Genomic DNA, 14827 nt, shown 5'->3' on the forward strand with positions numbered 1-14827 from the left:
TACTCACCACGGTGCTCTTGCACCATGCGCACAGCGCGCTCACGCACCTCGGGGGAAAACTTGTTCTGCTTCTTCATAGCTCCATTCTCTCAGATGTTGGAGCCTCTACAAATCCCGGGGCGCTTCAGAGCGTCTCTTCCAAGAAGCTTATTGTTTCCTTCGACGATGTCGTTCCATGACAATCACCGAGGTTGAAGTCCGCCCGTTGCTGTCCGGGATCTGCATGCGTCGGAGCCCCGATTGCGGACATGCAGTGACAACTGAGTTGGACCACATAGTCATGGCGTTCGTGGGTTTGCTTTATGACGCGCGCCAACTCTTTGTGATATGGCTCATGGAAACGAGCCAGGCGCTCCTGAGCTTCAGCGATAGTGAGTTTGCGCTCCTGGAACGGCTCGCCATAACGCGACAGACGTTTGAAAAGACCTAGGCCCCGCTGAGTGAAGTCACTTGCTTCAATAGGCCCAGGCCACACTCCTTCTATTAGCTCCGGGTCGATATCCCGGGCACTTCGATTGGTATCGATATACATATTGGGAAAACATGCATAGAGCAGTGTGCCTCCGAGGTCCGGTGTAGCCGCGTAGATTTCGTCAACATACATCGAAATATTGTCATGCACGGTGGTGAGCGCCACTGGGGAACGAAAATCATGGGGATATTCACGGCCGCTTCGTGAAACATCGACAACAAGTGGCGAGGGCTCGCTACGCGGGTCGTCCCTATAGAACACGCCGCGTAAGGCGGCAGATGGTGTGTCAGGATGTTGAGTTGGCATGGTGTTGTGTCCATTCGAGTAAAAGTCTTGGCCGGCAGACCGAATCACACGGCGTCTACCTACTATTTACGAAAATATATATTATTTTCGAAAAAAGCTCGACTAGGGATTACCCGCTTTCAGCCTATCTTCCGACGCATAGGGACGGCCAACGAAACCCAAGACTAAGACGCGGATTCCATAACATCGGGCCACACGAGCGAATGGGATCGCGCAGTACGGGGGAAACTCCACACTGAAAGTAGGTTTGCACGCCATCGAATAACCTCCAGTCTCCCCTTGAGCCGGGACACGCCTTCTGCACCTACGCTGACACCGCGCGGTGCACATGAGACGATATACAACGCTGGATCGGCTCGACCGTCGTACAATGTTTTCGAATATATGACTTGATTAGAGGCGATCGATGCGGAACATGCCACACCATAACGCTCACACCCGTGACGACGGGGAACAGCTGTCGACGGGCTCATCCTTGTCTTCAACCCTCACCAGCCAGATCTATGAGCGGCTGCGCGATGACATCGTGTTATGTCGACTCGTACCGGGTCAGAAGCTCGGATTGGATCTGCTTAAAGAACGTTATCAAGTGGGAATGACACCATTGCGAGAAGCGCTGTATCGGTTATCCGCGTCGAACTTAATAACACTCGAAGATCGCAAGGGATTTAGAGTCGCGCCCGTGTCGCCCGAACATCTATCCGAAGTGATTGAACTTCGTCAGATCGTCGAAATAGCGCTTCTGACGAACGCCTTTCAACATGCAACCGTGGAGTGGGAGTCGCAAATCGTCGCGGCTTTTCATCGACTTTTGCGCATTGCAGACTTCAAGTTCAATCCCGGTCCCTACGACCGCGGCTGGGAGATAGCACATCGAGAATTCCATTACACCCTCCTATCGACGGCACGACTCCCAATGCTCACGCAGTTCCATATCGCAATGTGGGACCACTCGTCGCGCTATCGAAACCTTGCCTTTGCCGGCAAAAAAATGCCCGAACACGTATTCGACGGCCACAAGCAATTAATGGATGCCGTGGTGAGTCGCGACGCTGAGCTCGCCTGCATGTTGCTGCGACGACATATCACCCTAGCGACCGCGCACATCATGGACAATGTGTTTCCCACCAAATAGCCGCATACTCCCGCGGCGCCGCTGACCGCGACAAGCTCGCCCCGCTCCTCGATGTCTGTAGCGAGGAGCGCAAGCAAAGGCGAGACGATAGGGCGATGATAGCCAATTTGAAAAGGCTAGGTTTTGTCTTTCGTGACCACCCTTCACCGCATTCACTAACTGGCCCCACCAACGCTTAGACGCCGGCATGAATGCTATACAGATAAGCACCATACAGCAGCCAAAACGGAAAGATGTAGCTAAAGGCCAGGCCGTGGTCCCAGGCTGAGAAGCTCCAAGCCGCTTGCGCCTTGTCCCCAGACGATCTGATCGTTTTGCTACAAGAAAACACCGATTCAGATTGGTCATTTGAGCATGGACGGGCGCAGTTCCTAACCGGTGAGCTTTGATAGTGCCAGGAATGTCTGTGGCGGTCTTATGAGTTTTTCGTTGGACAGTTGAACTCCAGAGAACCAGGTAAAGCTTGTCGGTGCGGGCCGAGACCATCGCCACGCTAATTCAAGCAATTGGTTGTTGGGCTCAGGAGGATGGCAGTGCGATAGCAAGAACGGTACTGCTTTTCGTATATGGTGAGCAATTCCGTTCTTTCATGACTATTTAGGCAAATAGATCATTCGATTTTGCCCATTTTGTTAACGGCCTGGGCAATCGCTTTAGCGTCCTCCTTCCAGTATGCGTCGAACTCGGCTGCGTCCTGGTAATCCAGCGGACTACCGATACCGAGCATTGTTTGTGCGAAATTAGGATTGGCCGCTATCCTGCTCAGACTACTGTTCAAGGTGTCAACGACCTCTGGTGGTACGTTCGCTGGAACGAAGACTCCTGACCATTGGATGAACCGGGCGTCGTAGCCTGAAGAGCTCAGGCTGGGAACGTCTGGCATTGATGAAAGCGGTTTGTCGCCCCAGTGGGCTAGAGCACGTAATTTGCCCGCCTTGATCTGCTGAAGTGCGCTGGCTGGCCCTGTGGCAAGCGCTTCAACGTGACCACCCAACAATGATGCCACAGCAGGGCCAGCTCCGGTGAACGGTATGTGTGTCAGTTTTACGTCGGCGGCATGCGATAACATTTCCATTGGCACATGCATCGTGCCGTAAATGCCGGAGCTTCCGTACGTGATGTCTTCAGGATTTTTTTTCGCGGCCTCAATAAATTCTTGAACTGTTTTCCAGGGAGCGTCTGCCTGTACGACCAACACGGTAGGATCGGCTGTAATGCGAGCTATGGGTTTGAACTGATTCAGTTGATAAGCTGGCTTGCGCTCAAGAATTCTGTCGGCCTCGGGCATGATGGAAATAGACGATAGGCTTAACAATATTGTGTAGCCATCGGGCTTGGCGTTAGCCGCGGAACCTATGCCAATAGCGCCGCCCGCACCTGCTTTATTTTCGATAATGACGGTTTGGCCCAAATCTTTGGACAGTGCATCGGCCAATGGACGTGCGACTGTATCGGCCACACCCCCGGGCGGAAATGGCACGATCATCGTAATGGGACGTTCAGGATATTGCGCCATGGCATAGCCGGAAAGACCCAGCGCCGCCGTGGCGCCGAGCATCTTGAGTATTGTTGTGGTGTTTGGCCATTCTTTAAGCTTAATACGCATGATTTGTCTCTTTTTTCTAAGAATCAGCGGGCGAAGCGCTGAGTTATTTGAACGTGTTTTCCAGCACGCCGATGCCGTCAACTTCAATACGAACGACATCGCCGGTTTTAAGATATTGCGCGGGTTTCATACCCATGCCCACGCCAGCAGGTGTACCGGTGGCAATAATGTCGCCCGGATAAAGCGTGATGCCGCGCGAGCAAGTTTCAATCAGCGTGGGTAAGTCGAAAATCAAATCTGGTGTTGCGCCATCCTGACGCAGCTCGCCATTGACCCAGCAGCGCACGCGAGTCTTGCTGCCATCTAACTCGTCGGCAGTCGCTATCCACGGACCCATGGGGCAAAAGGTGTCAAAAGATTTGCCTAAATCCCACTGCTGGTGTCGAATCTGTACGTCTCGTGCGGTGACGTCATTGACAATGGTGTAGCCGAAAACATGACCCATTGCCTCGTCTCGCGAAATATTCTTGCCGCCCTTACCGATAATGATGGCAAGTTCCGCTTCGTAGTCGATTTGCTGTGATACTTCGCCCGGCAACTCGACGATATCCAAATGAGCAACAACGCACTCTGGTACTTTGGTAAAGACAATGGGCCAGCTTTGCGGGTTCTTGTCATTATCCTTAAACACGGACGTAGCAAGTTCATTTGCATGGGCGTGATAGTTTCGGCCTACACAAAAAATATTCCGGCGTGGGCGTTCGATCGGTGCCAATGCCTTAGCCTTGCTTAGGTCGTAGCCACCGGAGTCAGTGCTCAGTTTGTCTTTGATGTTTTCATACGCGTGTACCAATTGGTTCATGTCGCCATCGAATCCACTGACTAGCTCAGATACAGGCCAAAAAAGGTTTTTTTCTGTGTTTACAATACAAACTTGTGTTTTTCCTTGGTTGTCCAGTGTTGCGAATTTCATTATTTCCTCATCGAGTAAATGCAAAGGCATAAATCTACCACATTAAAGGGCCAAAATTGGTCTATTTTTGGGCTTTTCTTAGGTAGTATTCAATCAATTGGTATAATGGCAAGAACACAAACATACGGTCAAAAGGAAGAGGCATGGAGGAAATACAGGCTTTCCCGGAGGTCCGAACGCAAGGAGCCAAGACGCTCGCCAATTATTTGATGGCTGAAATGGTTAGCGGAAAACTAAGACAAGGCGTGAAATTGCCGCCCGAAAGAGAGCTTGGCGAGCGCTTTGGCCTATCGCGCGGATCGGTGCGACGTGTTTTGGCTCAATTTCGAGATCAAGGTTTAATTGGCCAGCGCGTTGGCAGCGGCACATTTGTACTGGCGAAGGCTGAAACCTTGCTTCAGCCGCAAGAAACCGCCGTGGCCATATCAACCAGTCCCGCCGAGCTCATGGTAGCTCGGTTGCTCATTGAACCTTTAATGCCTGGCTTGATCGTGCAGAATGCGACTAGCGCTGATTTCAAGCAGATGTTTCACTGCTTGGGTCAATCGGAGGCTGCCGTTGGGATCGACGATTTCGAGCACTGGGACGAGGAACTGCACAAAGCCTTCGCGTTTGCCACCCATAATTCCTTTTTTGTGCAGTTGATGGATCTCACTAACAAAGTTCGTGAGCAGGGGGAGTGGGGACGGTTGAAGCGCATTTCATTGACCCCAGAAACCAGGCAGCAATACGAGCTGCAGCATCGGGCAATAGTCGAAGCGCTCAAAGACAGGGATGCAAGTCTTGCCAGGAACTTGCTGCTTGGGCACTTGCAACTAATCCAACAGAATCTATTTGGAGGCTGAACTTCATAGATGGGTTATAGGCGAGGCATAGCCTCGGCGCTGGTGTCAGCTTTGGACCTCGTCCGGAGGAGGGGGTTGGATTGACCCAATCGCTGTTAAAGGAGTGCTATCCCCAGATGAAACCAAAGCTGTGCAGCACAGAGTGGCCGGTAATCCATCGCGTCGATGATGGGTGCCGCGTCCAATTATGCGTACTGTCGATTCAAAGATCATGACGCTACGACCAAAACGTGTCCATTTTTCTAAAACTTTAGAATGTTGCTAATTTGGTGTTTACTTATGGATACTTTCCCATGCGGTACGATCCGTTGTACTGGGCTGCGGTGTTTCCCCTGGGTATGTACGCGGCGAGTACATGGGAGGTGAATGCCGCCATGGGATTCGATTTCCTGCAAGCCGTGCCGAAATTGTTCTTTTTTATCGCGATCGCCGCGTGGGGGTTGGCCTTCATTGGAATGCTTCGGCGCGTTTTTAGAACGCTTATTCCTTGATGGCGCCCGTCATGCCGGACACGTAATACTCGACGAAGAACGAGTACACGATAGCCACCGGCAGAGACCCGACCAGTGCCCCGGCCATCAGCGCGCCCCAATGGTAGACGTCGCCTTCGATGAGCTCTGTCACGATACCCACAGGCACGGTTTTCATCTCGGTTGACGAAATAAAGGTCAAGGCATAGATAAACTCGTTCCAGGACAGTGTGAACGCGAATATACCTGCCGAAATCAGACCGGGCACCGACAAGGGAAGAATGATCTTTATAAGGATTTCCCATCGCGTGGCGCCGTCGATCAGGGCGCACTCTTCGAGTTCGTAGGGAATGGACCGGAAATAGCCCATCAACAGCCAGGTGCTGAACGGTATCAGGAAAGTGGGGTAGGTAAGGATCAGCGCCATCCTGGTGTCGAACAGCCCGAGCTGGAACACGATCGCAGCCAGCGGAATGAACAGTATCGATGGCGGAACCAGATACGCAAAGAAGATGCCCAAGCCCACTTGTTTGGACCCCTGGAAGCGCAGGCGCTCGATGGCATAGGCGGCAAAGACGCTGGCCGCCAGTGATATGAATGTTGCCACGGTGGAGATCAGTATTGAATTCCACAGCCAGCCTGGGAAGGGCGTGTCGAACATGAGCTTCTTGAAGTGCTTCAAGGTGGGGGCAAGTACCCAGAAAGGATTGCCCGAACTCAGCGCCATTTCCTCGTCAGGCTTGAACGATGTGATGACCATCCAGTAGAACGGAAACAGCAACACGAACACGAATATGCCTAAGGGAATATAGACGGTGACCCAGCGTCGCGGAATCGACTGAAGGTACTCCATTCCCTGTTTCTCATGCTTGTCGCCTTTCTGGCGCTTTTGCTCAGTGTTCATTATTTGTCTCCGCCTTGTTGCCAGGCACGCCGTTGCAAACCGAAGTAGGAAAACATGATGGCCGCCAGCAGGAAGGGCACCATCATGATGGCCAATGCTGCCCCTTCGCCAAGCGATCCGCCCGGGATGGCGCGTTGGAACGACAGGGTAGTCATGAGGTGTGTGGCATTAAGCGGCCCACCGCGGGTAAGGACGTAGATCAACTGGAAGTCGGTGAACGTAAAGAGCACCGAGAACGTCATGACCACGGCAATGATGGGGGTCAGCAAAGGCAGGGTGACGAAACGGAATTGTTGCCACGGTGTCACGCCGTCGATGGAAGCCGCCTCGTACAAGGCGGGCGATATGGTCTGCAAGCCGGCAAGCAGCGTGATGGCCACGAAAGGAATGCCTCGCCAGACATTGGCGATGATGGTCGAGAGGCGCGCCAGCCAAGGGTCGCCCAGGAAATTGATATACGTATCGATGATGCCCATCTTCACCAGCACCCAGCTGACAATGGAAAACTGGGCATCGTAGATCCACCAGAACGCCAGCGCGGACAGCGCTGTCGGGACTATCCATGGCAACAGCACCACCGAACGGAAAAACGCTTTGAACGGAAGATTCTTGTTCAGGAGCAATGCTAGCCAAAGGCCGAGTACGAACTTCAGCACGCTGGCAATGAAGGTATAGAACAAGGTGTTGAACAAGGCCAGCTGCGCTACCGAATCGCCGGATAGGTAGATATAGTTGTCCAGGCCCACCCATTCGCCGGCACGCCCGATCTTGGTGTCGGTAAAGCCCAGCCATATTCCCAAGCCCAACGGATAGGTAAGGAATAACAAAAGCAGGACGGCGGTGGGAAGCATGAACGCCAACCCCAACCAGTTTCTGTTGTTCATCAAGCGGGAAAGCATAGTCGTCCTCGGCAAGGTCCCGTGGTCTGCAACCGCGCAATGTCGGCGCAGACCGTGGGACAGACACACATCAACGGTGCACAGGTTCGGATTTTCAGGTCTTGTAGTAACGCTTGGCGCGCTCGGCCGCCTGTTGTGCTGCCTCTTTGGGCGACTTGGAGCCGCTGGCGGCGCCGGCGATCATGTCCAGCAGCACATAGTCGGCCATGACTGCCGCGGAAGCGGTTCCCAGGGGCCCGGCATGGCCGTTATCGAGCATCAGCGCCGCCGCATCGCGATAAACCGTATGCTTGGGATCGACCGTCCAGATGGGATTGGCCTCGTACGCTTTCAATGGCTGGCTGACATAACCGATGGCGGCTTCCATCCATGGGTTGTACTGTTCCGCTTCCAGCATGAATTGCAAATAAGCCTTGGCGGCGTTCGGATACTTGGTGTGCTCGAACAGCATCATTTGCGTAATCTGCATGAGCTCCGTGGGCTTGCCGATAGGGCCAATGGGCAAATGCGCGTGCTGGATGTCCTTGGCCATCGCTTGCCATTTCGGGTCGGTGGAGTTCTTGGCCGCGTAGTACACCGAGATGCCGTTGGCGGTGACGCTGACCTGGTTGTCGAGAAAGGCCTTGTTATTGGAAGGGTCCTGCCAGGAAAGTGTGCCGGGTACGAAGGTAGGATACAGTTGCTTCGCATACTCCAGCGCTTCCCATGTTTCAGGCGAGTTGATGACCACATTGGCTTTTTCATCGACCATCATGCCGCCATGCGACCATAGCAGCCAGTGTGCCCAGTTGTTGCCGTCGCCCACCGCTTTGCCGAGCGCGAACCCGACAGGCGTGCCCTTGGCTTTAAGCGCCTGGCACAGCTTGAGAAAACCCGCCGTGTCCTTGGGGATGCCGTCGAATCCGGCGGCCTTGACCTGGCTTTCACGATATATGACGGCGTTGCCGACCACCCCCAGAGGCAGGGCTATCCATTTGTCGCCGTGCATGCCGTACTTCTTGCATACGTCGTACCAGCCGCCGTATTTCTTGTCGAGATAGTTGGCCAGTTCGGACAAGTCGATCAATTTATCGGGGTATTGGTGCGGGTCGTCGAACCAGCCAATGACAATGTCGGGTCCGCTCCCGATATTGGCCGCGACCGCCGCCTTGGGTCGGACATCTTCCCAGCCCTCGGAATCGACCCGGACTTCCACGCCAGTTTTTTCCGTGAATTTTTTGGTGTTGGCGTTCCAGAGATCTTCGTCTCCTTGTACAAACCGTTTCCATCTGAGAATACGCAGCTTTGCGCCGTCTTCGGGCTTGTACACCAGTTCGTTCCCAGTGGCGGCAAATGCTTTGCCTCCCACAGCCGACGCGGCGGCAATACCCGCCGTCGAAACCAGGAAATCACGCCTTGTAAGCTTTGTCATGTCATCCACTCCTTTGGTTAGCGGGACCATGTCCCATGCCGCGGTGTTACATTGTCAACGTCCTCCAGAAATCAAGCTTGCGCCAGCGCGTTGCCGGACTGTGCATCGAATAGGTGAGTATGGCTGGCGTCGGGTGCCAGGTGTAATACGTCGCCGGCGGCGAAATCATGCCGTTCGCGAAAAATCGAAATAATGTCGGCGTCGCAGAATCGTGAATAGACTTCGGTATTGGCACCCGTAGGCTCCACGACCCTGACTGTGGATTTCAGTCCCGACCCGGGTGAACCAATGGCCAGGTGTTCGGGTCGCACGCCATAGATGACCTTGTCGCCATCCGAGCCCATGCCATGAGCGCTGGAGGGCGTGGGCAGGAAGCTGCCGTCGGGAAATTCCACCCGCGATCCACCAGCTTGGTGCCGCAGGATGCCTGGAATGAAATTCATGGCGGGCGAGCCGATGAAGCCTGCGACGAACAAGTTGCGGGGATGGTCGTAGATTTCCAAAGGCTTGCCGAATTGTTCGACGACGCCGTCGTGCATGACGACAATTTGATCGGCCATGGTCATGGCTTCGATCTGATCATGTGTGACATATACCGAGGTGGTACCCAGGCGCTGGTGCAAGGCCTTGATTTCCGCGCGCATTTGCACCCGGAGCTTGGCGTCAAGATTGGAAAGCGGTTCGTCGAACAGGAAGACCTGGGGGTCGCGCACAATGGCGCGTCCCATGGCCACGCGCTGGCGTTGCCCACCGGACAGCTGGCGTGGATATCGTTCCAGCAAGGCGCCCAGCCCGAGGACTTCGGATGCCTTGTCCACGCGTTCTTTGATGACGGCTTTATCTGACTTGGCCAGGATCAGTGAAAAGGCCATGTTGTCGTAGACCGTCATGTGCGGGTACAGCGCATAGTTCTGGAACACCATGGCAATGTCGCGTTCCTTGGGCTGCACGTTGTTGACGACTTTGTCGCCGATAAGAATTTCACCTTGCGTGATTTCTTCGAGCCCCGCCAGCATGCGCAACAGCGTGGACTTTCCACAACCGGATGGCCCCACCAGCACCGCAAATTCGCCATCCTTGATATCGATGTTCACGCCCCGGATGACCTGCGTACTTCCAAAGTATTTTTGTACGTCTCGAATTTGCACTGATGCCATGCCGCCTTCCTTTGTCTTTGGGGGTTATCGGTCTTTGCTTGCCTACCTTCCTTCAACGACTACATAGGATGGGCGGCCGTTGCTTGCCCAGTCGATCAGATTCTGTGCCGCCTTGCGCCGGAGTTCTTTTTCAGCGACTACCGAGTAGAACGCAGCATGGGGAGAAAGCAGGACACGGGGATGCTGGACGATGCGTGCGTCGGTGGTGGGCGGTTCTTGCGGCAATACATCGAGTGCCGCGCCGTCCAGGCGGCCTTCGTCCAGAGTGTCGAGCAAGGCGTCGATATCCACTACCGGGCCACGCGCCGTATTGACTAATACGCTGCCGGGCTTCATGAGCCCAAGTACCTCTTTGTTGACAATGTTGCGGGTTTGGTCGTTCAGCGGCACATGCAGCGATATGGCGTCGGCCCGGGAAAACAGTTCAGTCAGGGTGACGCGCTCGACATACGACGGAAAGTCGCCGTCGAGCAGATAAGGGTCGCAGGCGATCACATGCTTGAAACTATTGCGGCTGATGTGCGCCATGCGTTTGCCGATACGCCCCAGCCCCAGGACGCCCACCGTCATGTCGGACACGCGGCGTATCGGGCCTGCCGAGGAAAAGTGCCAGGTTCCGTTTTTGATGTCGCGGTCGTAGAAGGTGATGTGCCGCAAGAGCGAAAGCATCATGGCAAAGGCATGCGTGGCCACTTCGCCCACGCCGTAATCGGGAGAATTGCCCACCCATACGCCATGCGCTTTCGCATCGGCGGTATTCACCGTATCGAAGCCGGCGCCGTAGCGGCTGACGATGCGTATGTCGGGCCGTGCCCGGAAAACGGCGGCATTGACGGGTGCATATTGCACCAGCAGTCCCTGGCAGCCTTCCGAGGCCGCGATAACGTCGGCTTCCGTGCGGCATTGCGCCGTGACGACCTCAATGCCGGCGTCGCGATACAGCGATTGCTCGAGGTCGAGGTCGGGAAAGTCGTAATCGGTGACGAGAATCTTGATGGCCTGCTTTGTGTTGCTCAATGCCTATACCCCTGGTTCGTGGTTTTGTGGTTGCGTGTATGTGCCTACATGGTGGGGCCGAGTATCCAGGGCGCGAACTCGTCTTCACCAAAGCCATGCTGTTCGCTTTTGGTGGACGCGCCGGATGCGATCTGGATAATGCGGTTGAAGATCTCTTCGCCTTTCTGTTGCACGGTGCTTGCGCCATCAAGGATGTCGCCGCAATTGATGTCCATGTCTTCGCTCATGTGGCCATACATCAACGAATTGGTGGCCAGCTTTAGCGAAGGGGAGGGCTTGCAGCCGTATACCGAGCCGCGCCCGGTGGTAAAACAGATGACATTGGCACCGCCGGCTACCTGGCCAGTGGCCGAAACGGGGTCGTAGCCGGGCGTGTCCATGAACACGAGGCCGCGCGAAGTGACGGGCTGTGCGTACTCGACCACGTCCGACAGATTGCTGGTGCCTGCCTTGGCGACGGCCCCCAGCGATTTTTCAAGAATGGTGGTGAGGCCGCCCGCCTTGTTGCCGGGCGACGGGTTGTTATTCATTTCGCCACCCAGGCGTTCTGTGTAGCGTTCCCACCAATGAATGCGGTCCACCAGCTTCTCGCCGACTGCCCGCGATACCGCCCGGCGGGTCAGCAGATGTTCAGCGCCATAGATTTCCGGTGTTTCACTGAGGATGGCAGTGCCGCCATGCTGCACCAGCAGGTCCATGGCCGCACCCAGTGCCGGATTGGCCGTGATGCCTGAATAACCGTCGGAGCCGCCGCATTGCAGCCCGACCGTGAGATGGCTGATGGGTAAGGGTTGACGTTCAACCTGATTGGCGGTCGGCAAGAGTTCGCGCACCAGTTCAATGCCGCGCTCGATGGTTTTGCGTGTGCCGCCGATGTCCTGGATGGTCATGACGCGCAGGCGCTCGGATTCGGCCAGGCCTTCGGCGCCCAATAGCGAGCTGACCTGATTGGATTCACAGCCGAGTCCGATGAAAAGTACGGCCGCGAAATTGGGATGACGGATATAGCCGGCGGTGACGCGTCGCAGGACGTCGATGCCCTCGCCGTTGCTGGCCATGCCACATCCCGTTTTATGAGTAATGGACACGACGCCATCGACGTTGGGAAACGAATCCAGCGCATCGCCGCGAAAGGCATCGGCAATCTGGCGACAGACTGTGGCCGAGCAGTTGACGCTACTGATAACACCTATGTAGTTGCGGGTTGCCACTGTGCCGTCGGGACGGACGATGCCCTGGAAGGTTCGAGGCTGATCGGGAACGGGCGTGGTGATGACGTCGGCGCAAAAGGCGTAATCGCGCTCGAAATCGTGCATGGCAAGGTTGTGCAAATGGATATGCTGGCCGGGCTTGATATCGCGTGTTGCAAAACCGATGATCTGGTTGTAGCGACGCACCGGCGCGCCGTTTGCGATGAATTTTGCCGCCATTTTATGGCCTGCGGGGATTGCATCGGACGAGGCGATCTGATGGTCGGGCAACGGTGTGCCAGGCGGAATTTCGCGCGTCGCAATCAGTACGTCGTCGTTGGGATTGAGCTGTAGTGCAGCCGGTGCCAGATCGCGCCTGCCGATGGAGTCGACTGCTATGGATATTTCTTGCACCACGTTGATTTTCCTGTGCGCTCGCCGTGATAGGCCGCTGTTTTATGTTTGCCGAATAAGTGGTCATTCTCCGCGCAGTCTATTACAGCTCTCCTTACGGGTAAAGTGGTATTACCAATTCAGCTTCCTAGGAATTACCCCAAGGCACTGGGGATGCATATGGCTTGACAAGTTTATGTTGCTATGGAAATCTAGGCGCTCGATGTGGTCAGGCCAATTGACCAGATAAATGACGAGAATAACAGCGAGGAGAACACAGGTGGCACAACGCAATCATTACGATTTTTCGGGCCGACACGCCGTGGTAACAGGGGGTGCTGCGGGAATTGGACTGGCCATAGCCCATCGGCTGATTGAAGGCGGCGCGACGGTCAGTTTGTGGGATCGCGATGCCGCAACGCTGGAAGATGCACTGAAAACGTTCAAGCAAAATGTGCCGCATACGGTCAAGGTCGACGTCAGCCTCGATGATTCAGTCAGCGCCGCCCATGATGCAACGCTGAAAGCGGCCGGTGCTATCGATATTCTCGTCAACAGCGCCGGCATTACGGGTCCCAACACCACGGTTTGGGACTATCCGGTTGCAGAGTGGGACCAGGTCATGAATGTGAATCTGCGTGGTCCGTTCCTGTGTTGTCGCGCCGTGGTGCCGACTATGCGGGAAAAAGGCTACGGCCGTATCGTCAATATCGCGTCCATTGCCGGCAAGGAAGGGAACCCGAACGCGTCGGCCTATAGCGCTTCCAAGGCAGGTGTCATCGCCTTGACCAAATCGCTGGGTAAAGAACTGGCCCAGGCCGGCATCAGCGTCAACTGCATTACACCGGCCGCCGTGCGTACCGGTATTTTTGCGCAGATGACGCAGCAGCATATTGATTTCATGCTGTCCAAGATTCCCATGAACCGATTCGGCACACCGGACGAAATCGCTTCGGTCGTGGCTTGGCTTTGCTCGGAGGAATGTTCGTTTTCAACGGGCGCCGTCTTCGATATTTCCGGCGGAAGGGCGACCTACTGATGACTGCACATCGCTATTCGGCTCCGGCCTTGGTTCGTTACGCCACCGACCTGCTGGGCGCCGCCGGCATGGACCGGACCCTCGCCGCCGTCGTGGGCGAGACCCTGGTCGAAGGCGACCTGCTGGGCCACGATACACACGGGCTGGCCTTGCTTGCTCCTTATATAAAGCAAGTACAGGACGGCGCCATGGCGCTCTCGGGCTCAGCCGATGTCGTGTCCGACCGGGGCGCTTCATTATTGTGGGATGGCCGCCGCCTGCCCGGACCATGGCTGGTGCGCCAAGGACTCGACGCGCTGGTGCCGCGCGCTCGACAATACGGCAGTGCAACCCTGGTCATACGGCGCAGCCACCATATTGCCTGCCTCGCTGCCTACCTTCTGCGCGCCACCGAGCAAGGACTGATGCTGTTGCTGGCCAGCTCCGATCCCGCGGTGGCCAGCGTCGCGCCTTTTGGCGGGCGACGCGCCGTATTCACCCCCGATCCGATTGCAGCGGGTATTCCAACCTCCGGCAGCCCCTTGCTTGTCGATATTTCTTCATCGATCGTGACCAATGGCATGAGTGCGCGTTTACAAAAGGCGGGCCGCCAGTTCGATCACGATTGCATGCTGGATGCGCAAGGCGAACCCAGCCGTGATCCAGCCGTTCTTGCTACCGATCCGCCAGGTACCATCATGCCGCTGGGCGGGCAGGAGCACGGCCATAAAGGCTTTGGGCTGGCGCTCATCGTCGAGGCCCTGACCGGAGGACTGGCCGGCCATGGTCGGGCCGACCCGCCCGCAGGGTGGGGCGCCACCGTATTCATGACGCTTTACGATCCGTCCGCCTTTGCGGGTGCCGAAGCCTTCGAGCGCCAGACTGACTGGATCGCCGATGCGTGCCGCGGCAATCCGCCCGTGCCGGGTGTAGGGGCCGTACGCATGCCAGGCGATCGGGGCATGGCCCGCCGTGCCGAACAGCTGACAGAGGGGGTGGCGCTGCATGCCAGCATCAGGCCCATGCTGGATGAGTGTTCTGAACGTTATGGCATAGCGTTTCCATCCTCGATCAATGGTTAAATGTATTCC

14 protein-coding genes and 1 pseudogene are annotated in these 14827 nt (G+C 55.8%); 6 read left to right on the top strand and 9 right to left on the bottom strand.

Annotated features, from left to right (window positions below; translation table 11 throughout):
* Positions 1 to 124: 124 nt before the first annotated feature.
* Positions 125 to 778, bottom strand: a complete 654-nt coding sequence (locus tag CR159_RS16770; protein ID WP_102075123.1) for an N-formylglutamate amidohydrolase — start codon at positions 776 to 778, stop codon at positions 125 to 127.
* Positions 779 to 1193: 415 nt separating this feature from the next.
* Here CR159_RS16770 and CR159_RS16775 point away from each other — a divergent pair, with 415 nt between their 5' ends.
* Entirely contained in the window at positions 1194 to 1913 is a 720-nt protein-coding gene (locus CR159_RS16775) for a GntR family transcriptional regulator (RefSeq protein ID WP_158238554.1), read from the top strand.
* 275 nt (positions 1914 to 2188) lie between these two features.
* A pseudogene (locus CR159_RS22250) lies at positions 2189 to 2302 on the top strand (tautomerase family protein); the annotation flags it as partial.
* 221 nt (positions 2303 to 2523) lie between these two features.
* Here CR159_RS22250 and CR159_RS16785 read toward each other — a convergent pair.
* Both CR159_RS16785 and CR159_RS16790 read right to left on the bottom strand, forming a co-directional pair.
* Complete coding sequence (locus CR159_RS16785) at positions 2524 to 3618, bottom strand: tripartite tricarboxylate transporter substrate binding protein (protein ID WP_369406258.1); 1095 nt, start codon at positions 3616 to 3618, stop codon at positions 2524 to 2526.
* On the bottom strand, positions 3563 to 4432 hold the full coding sequence (locus tag CR159_RS16790) for a fumarylacetoacetate hydrolase family protein (RefSeq protein WP_102075125.1): 870 nt from the start codon (positions 4430 to 4432) through the stop codon (positions 3563 to 3565). The genes CR159_RS16785 and CR159_RS16790 overlap by 56 nt, the downstream gene beginning before the upstream one ends.
* A 143-nt stretch (positions 4433 to 4575) precedes the next feature.
* On the opposite strand from CR159_RS16790, the gene CR159_RS16795 reads away from it, so the two are divergent.
* Together CR159_RS16795 and CR159_RS16800 are read left to right on the top strand one after the other, a co-directional pair.
* Positions 4576 to 5277, top strand: a complete 702-nt coding sequence (locus CR159_RS16795) for a FadR/GntR family transcriptional regulator (protein ID WP_102075126.1) — start codon at positions 4576 to 4578, stop codon at positions 5275 to 5277.
* 293 nt (positions 5278 to 5570) lie between these two features.
* Positions 5571 to 5768: an SLAC1 family transporter gene (locus CR159_RS16800; protein ID WP_102075127.1), complete on the top strand. Its 198-nt coding sequence runs from the start codon at positions 5571 to 5573 to the stop codon at positions 5766 to 5768.
* Here CR159_RS16800 and CR159_RS16805 read toward each other — a convergent pair.
* The 6 genes from CR159_RS16805 to CR159_RS16830 form a co-directional block, all read right to left on the bottom strand.
* A complete protein-coding gene (locus CR159_RS16805; protein WP_102075128.1) occupies positions 5758 to 6651 on the bottom strand; it encodes a carbohydrate ABC transporter permease in 894 nt (297 codons plus the stop codon). The genes CR159_RS16800 and CR159_RS16805 overlap by 11 nt on opposite strands.
* Positions 6651 to 7550 carry a carbohydrate ABC transporter permease gene (locus CR159_RS16810; RefSeq protein ID WP_102075129.1) on the bottom strand — a complete coding sequence of 300 codons (900 nt, stop codon included), beginning with the start codon at positions 7548 to 7550 and terminating at the stop codon, positions 6651 to 6653. The genes CR159_RS16805 and CR159_RS16810 overlap by 1 nt, the downstream gene beginning before the upstream one ends.
* 94 nt (positions 7551 to 7644) lie before the next feature.
* A complete protein-coding gene (locus tag CR159_RS16815; protein ID WP_102075130.1) occupies positions 7645 to 8961 on the bottom strand; it encodes an ABC transporter substrate-binding protein in 1317 nt (438 codons plus the stop codon).
* Positions 8962 to 9032: 71 nt separating this feature from the next.
* Positions 9033 to 10118 carry an ABC transporter ATP-binding protein gene (locus tag CR159_RS16820; protein ID WP_102075131.1) on the bottom strand — a complete coding sequence of 362 codons (1086 nt, stop codon included), beginning with the start codon at positions 10116 to 10118 and terminating at the stop codon, positions 9033 to 9035.
* 42 nt (positions 10119 to 10160) lie between these two features.
* Positions 10161 to 11114, bottom strand: coding sequence for a C-terminal binding protein (locus CR159_RS16825; protein ID WP_102075194.1), 954 nt, complete (start codon positions 11112 to 11114; stop codon positions 10161 to 10163).
* Positions 11115 to 11179: 65 nt separating this feature from the next.
* Positions 11180 to 12739, bottom strand: coding sequence for a UxaA family hydrolase (locus CR159_RS16830; RefSeq protein ID WP_233208372.1), 1560 nt, complete (start codon positions 12737 to 12739; stop codon positions 11180 to 11182).
* 259 nt (positions 12740 to 12998) lie between these two features.
* Here CR159_RS16830 and CR159_RS16835 point away from each other — a divergent pair, with 259 nt between their 5' ends.
* Entirely contained in the window at positions 12999 to 13757 is a 759-nt protein-coding gene (locus CR159_RS16835; RefSeq protein ID WP_369406259.1) for an SDR family NAD(P)-dependent oxidoreductase, read from the top strand.
* The gene (locus tag CR159_RS16840; protein WP_439650567.1) at positions 13754 to 14818 is read left to right on the top strand and encodes an Ldh family oxidoreductase; all 1065 of its coding nucleotides are present in this window, start codon (positions 13754 to 13756) and stop codon (positions 14816 to 14818) included. The genes CR159_RS16835 and CR159_RS16840 overlap by 4 nt, the downstream gene beginning before the upstream one ends.
* The last annotated feature ends 9 nt before the right edge of the window (positions 14819 to 14827 follow it).

Origin of the sequence: Pollutimonas subterranea, assembly GCF_002849655.1 — a bacterium.
In the GTDB taxonomy this organism is placed as follows: domain Bacteria; phylum Pseudomonadota; class Gammaproteobacteria; order Burkholderiales; family Burkholderiaceae_B; genus Pollutimonas; species Pollutimonas subterranea.